The following is a 4,970-nucleotide window of genomic DNA, read 5'->3' on the forward strand; positions in this document are numbered from 1 at the left end:
CCTGCCGCCAGCGTTCAATCTGAGCCATGATCAAACTCTTCAGTTAAGAAAAGCGTTTAAAGTGGCCTCTCATAGAGAGGAGCACTTAATGCATGCTCAGTTCGTCATCTGAATTAACAAAAACTTTGTTGACTCGTTCAGAACTGAAATCTTTTAAAGATCCCATCCCGAACAGGTCCCACACGTTTGCTTGCCTGATTGTTAAAGAGCTTGGAAGCCTTGGCTTCCTGACTGCGTCCTTGGCGTGTTGCCGTGTCCGCCGTCTCTGTGGGGGCGCATTCTAGAGATTTACGGGGGACCGTCAACACTTTTTTCATCACTTTTTTATCAAACGGTCACCTTTTAGCCGGGACGGATGAAAAACCATCAAAAACGGCCTAAAACGCTCGTTTCTTATGCAGTTTAAATACCTTCCGCACCAGGTTTTCCCCTGCCATTACAGGACCGGAGGGGAAAAATAGCACAGCCGCGGACATTTTTTCCGCCGGCTGCCGAGATTTTCAGCACTTCCGTCGCCGCACAGCCATAGCAACACATAAAAAAGGCGCCCTGAGGGCGCCTTTTTTATGTGTTAGAAGCGATTAATGCTTACGAAGTTGCCAAAGGCTCATCAACAAACCCACGGCCACATAGATCGTAGCCACACTTAATAGCACCAATGGCGGATCCAGAAAGACGATGGCGAAAGCAATGATCACCCCGAGAAGCACCTTGAAAGGCACTCGACCAATATGAAATTCCTTGAAAGAGTGATATTTCACCGACGACACCATCAGCAAACCGGCGCCCGCGACAACCACCGCCACCAACCAGGAAATATCAGCCCCTTCAATGCCACGACTGGCGCCCAACCACACCAGGGTAGCCACCAACCCGGCGCCCGTTGGGCTAGGCAAGCCAATGAAGAAGCGCTTATCGGTGGTTTCCGCCTGCACATTGAACCGCGCCAGTCGCAAGGCAGCACAGGCCACATAAATGAACGCCGCCACCCAGCCAAACTTGCCAAGGCCGGACAATGCCCAGGCATATGCCACCAGCCCCGGCGCGACACCGAAGGCCACACAATCGGAGAGTGAGTCATACTCCGCCCCGAATTTGCTCTGGGTATTGGTCATCCGCGCCACCCCACCGTCCATCCCGTCCAGGATGCCGGCAATGATGATCCCCAGAGCGGCGTTCTCAAAATGCCCGTTCATGGCCGCCACGATGGCGTAGAACCCGGCAAACAGCGCCGCCGTGGTAAACAGGTTCGGCAAAAGGTAAACCCCCTTGTGGCGAGCGCCAGTACGATGCTCTGCTTCCACAACCTCAAAGGTTTCCGGCGTATCCGTCGCTGTTGTCTTGTCGTTATCCTGCATGGTTATCCACCCATTAATGATGGCGCTAGTGTAACGCAGTGCCCCCAAACAAAAAACGCGGCCGAAGCCGCGTTTTTTGGGAGCGTCACAAAAGCTTAGTTCTTGCTCTTGTCCACGATCTGGTTGGCCTGGATCCACGGCATCATGCCACGCAGCTTCTCACCCACCTGCTCGATGGGATGCGCCGCATTGTTGCGACGGGCCGCCGTCATGGACGGGTAGTTGTGCGCGCCTTCCGCGATGAACATTTTGGCGTACTCGCCGCTCTGGATGCGCTTGAGCGCATTGCGCATGGCCGCACGGGACTCGTCGTTGATCACTTCCGGCCCGGTCACGTACTCACCATACTCCGCGTTGTTGGAGATGGAGTAGTTCATGTTGGCGATGCCGCCTTCGTACATCAAGTCAACGATCAGCTTCAGCTCGTGCAGACACTCGAAGTACGCCATTTCCGGGGCATAGCCCGCTTCGGTCAGGGTTTCGAAGCCCGCTTTCACCAGCTCAACCGCGCCACCACACAGGACTGCTTGCTCACCAAACAGGTCGGTTTCAGTCTCGTCCTTGAAGGTGGTTTCGATGATGCCGGTGCGGCCGCCGCCCACGCCGCAGGCGTAGGACAGAGCCAGCTCTTTGGCGCTACCGGACGCATCCTGGAAGATCGCGATCAGGTCAGGAATACCGCCACCTTTGGTGAACTCGGTACGTACGGTATGGCCCGGCGCTTTCGGGGCGATCATGATCACGTCCAGATCGGCACGCGGCACAATCTGGTTGTAATGGATGGCAAAACCGTGGGCGAAGGCCAGGGTTGCACCTTCTTTCAGGTTCGGCTCGATGTCGGACTTGTACAGCTGCGCCTGGAATTCGTCAGGCGTAAGCACCATTACCACGTCCGCAGCAGCAACAGCAGACGGCACGTCAGTCACGCTGAGGCCATGGGCTTCGGCTTTGGCGATGGATGTGGAGCCAGTGCGCAGCCCGACAACAACGTCTACACCGGAATCTTTCAGGTTGCAGGCGTGGGCATGGCCCTGGGAGCCGTAACCCAGGATAGCCACTTTCTTGCCCTGGATGATGGAAAGGTCGCAATCCTTGTCGTAATACACTTGCATGCTCATAGCTCTGGCTCTTTTCAAGTAGGAAAAAGGGTAGAGGCCCGGTACGCGCTACGCACCTGCCTGATGGGCGGGTACTGTAGGGGATTCACCACATTGCGTAAAATGATATATTTGAAACATTGCATTCCAATTACTGCAACATGGCAGCCCTATGGATACCAAGCCCCTGCGTCTGTTCCTCACTCTGGCCGACACCCTGCATTTCGGCCGCGCCAGCGCCATGTGTCATGTGAGCCCCTCCACTCTGAGCCGCACGGTGCAACAACTGGAGAATGAACTGGGCGCCCCGCTCTTCTACCGGGATAATCGCAGCGTCACCCTTACCCGGGAGGGGCAACGTTTCCAGGAATATGCCCGCGACACCCTGACGCAATGGGATAATCTGCGCCATGCCCTGCAGGAAGACCGGCGGGTACTGCAAGGGGAGCTGAGTCTGTATTGCTCGGTCACCGCCAGCTACAGCTTCCTCTATGACATTCTCAGCAGCTTCCGGCATCAGTACCCACGTATCGAGCTCAAGCTACACACCGGCGACCCGGCCCAGGCCGTTCACCGTGTCCAGCAGGGCGAGGAAGACATCGCCATCGGTGCCCGTCCTGACCACCTGCCCGCCAGCACCGCCTTTCGCCCCATCGCCCGCTCCCCCCTGCTCTTTATAGGCCCGGCCAGTCAACCACAGCTGGCAGAGCGACTGGGCGGCAATGCGAACAGGACGGCCTGGGAAGACATTCCCATGATTCTCTCCGAAGAAGGCCTGGCCCGGGAGCGCACCGACCGCTGGTTCCGACAGCTTGGCGTCAAGCCCCGTATTTATGCCCAGGTCAGCGGCAACGAGGCCATCGTCAGCATGGTGAGCCTGGGTTTCGGGGTGGGAGTGGTACCGAAGATCGTACTGGATAACAGCCCGCTGTCGGCACGCATTCGGCCGCTGGATGTGCAGCCAGCGCTGGCGCCTTATGAAGTGGGACTGTTCACCCAGGAACGACGCCTCGAAGAACCACTGATCAACGCGTTCTGGTCGCAGGTCAGTGACGCCTGACACCGAAAGGCCCGATGCCTGACACTTAAAACCAGCCGCTCCGAAGAGCGGCTTTTTCATCTGGCATCTAGCGTCAGGCGTCGAGCTTTCTACAAGCTCAACACCTTCTCGCCGCGCGCAATGCCGGACACGCCGGAACGGACCACTTCCAGCACCTGGGTTTCCCCGATGGCGCCGATAAAGGCGTCCAGCTTGTCCGAAGCGCCGGTGAGCTGAATAGTGTAGACCGTGCTGGTCACATCCACGATCTGGCCACGGAAAATATCCACGGACCGCTTCACCTCAGCACGCTGAGCGCCGGTGGCCTTCACCTTGATCAGCATCAGCTCGCGCTCGATGTGCGGACCTTCGGTGAGATCCACCAGCTTGACCACCTCGATCAGCTTGTTCAGGTGCTTGGTGATCTGCTCGATTTTCAGATCATTACCGAAGGTGGTCAGCGTCAGGCGAGACAAGGTGCTGTCTTCGGTGGGCGCCACCGACAGGGTTTCGATGTTGTAACCCCGCTGGGAGAACAGACCGATTACCCGGCTCAGTGCGCCCGGCTCATTTTCCATCAGGATAGAAATAATTCGACGCATCAGGTCCGCTCCGTCTTGCTCAGCCACATGTCGCGCATGGAACCGTCTGCAATCTGCATCGGGTATACGTGCTCGGTGGGGTCAACATAAATATCCATGAATACCAGACGATCCTTCAGGGCAAAGGCTTCCTCCATGGCCCCGTCCAGATCCTCAATCCTGGTGATCTTCATGCCCACATGGCCATAGGCCTCGGCCAGCTTGACGAAGTCCGGCAGGGACTCCATGTAGGACTGGCTATGGCGGCCACCGTACTGCATGTCCTGCCACTGACGAACCATGCCCAGCGCCTGGTTATTGATGTTAATGACCTTCACCGGCAAACCATACTGCAGGCAGGTGGACAGCTCCTGGATATTCATCTGAATGGAGCCTTCACCGGTCACACAGGCAACTGTTGCTTCCGGGAACGCAAACTGCACGCCCATGGCCGCCGGCAGGCCGAAGCCCATGGTGCCCAGGCCACCGGAGTTGATCCAGCGACGCGGCTTGTCGTACTGGTAATACTGAGCCGCAAACATCTGGTGCTGACCCACGTCGGAGGTCACATAGGCATCACCTTTGGTGGCCTTGTACAACGCCTGGACCACCTGCTGGGGCTTCATGGGACCGTCTTCGTTGGTCTCATACCGCATGCCATGCACTTTGCGCCAGCCGTCGATTTCTTCCCACCAGCGCTCCAGCGCCTTGCGGTCCGGCTCGCCGCCGTGCTCGTCCAGCGCCGCCAGCATCTCTTCCAGCACCTGTTGCACCGGGCCCACAATGGGAATGTGCGCCATGATGTTCTTGGAGATGGTCGCCGGGTCGATATCGATATGAATGATCTTGGCGCCCGGACAGAACTTCTTCACGTTGTTGGTCACCCGGTCGTCCA

The 4,970-nt window shown here is 57.5% G+C and carries 5 protein-coding genes; 1 reads left to right on the plus strand and 4 read right to left on the minus strand.

Annotated elements, in window-relative coordinates; genetic code table 11:
- Window positions 1–581: 581 nt before the first annotated feature.
- Complete coding sequence (gene pssA, locus A3730_RS18195) at window positions 582–1,358, minus strand: CDP-diacylglycerol--serine O-phosphatidyltransferase (protein ID WP_063538623.1); 777 nt, start codon at window positions 1,356–1,358, stop codon at window positions 582–584.
- A gap of 95 nt (window positions 1,359–1,453) precedes the next feature.
- A complete protein-coding gene (gene ilvC / locus A3730_RS18200; RefSeq protein WP_063519755.1) occupies window positions 1,454–2,470 on the minus strand; it encodes a ketol-acid reductoisomerase in 1,017 nt (338 codons plus the stop codon).
- Window positions 2,471–2,627: 157 nt separating this feature from the next.
- Here ilvC and ilvY point away from each other — a divergent pair, with 157 nt between their 5' ends.
- Window positions 2,628–3,515 (plus strand): HTH-type transcriptional activator IlvY, encoded by an 888-nt coding sequence (gene ilvY / locus A3730_RS18205; RefSeq protein ID WP_063519753.1) that lies wholly within the window; start codon window positions 2,628–2,630, stop codon window positions 3,513–3,515.
- An 89-nt stretch (window positions 3,516–3,604) separates the two neighbouring features.
- On the opposite strand, the gene ilvN is transcribed toward ilvY, so the two are convergent.
- The gene (gene ilvN, locus A3730_RS18210; RefSeq protein WP_039926852.1) at window positions 3,605–4,096 is read right to left on the minus strand and encodes an acetolactate synthase small subunit; all 492 of its coding nucleotides are present in this window, start codon (window positions 4,094–4,096) and stop codon (window positions 3,605–3,607) included.
- On the minus strand, window positions 4,096–4,970 hold an 875-nt coding region (locus A3730_RS18215), incomplete at its 5' end, for a thiamine pyrophosphate-dependent enzyme (RefSeq protein WP_231883992.1). The genes ilvN and A3730_RS18215, both read right to left, overlap by 1 nt.

The sequence above is a fragment of the Alcanivorax sp. HI0044 genome (assembly GCF_001634945.1).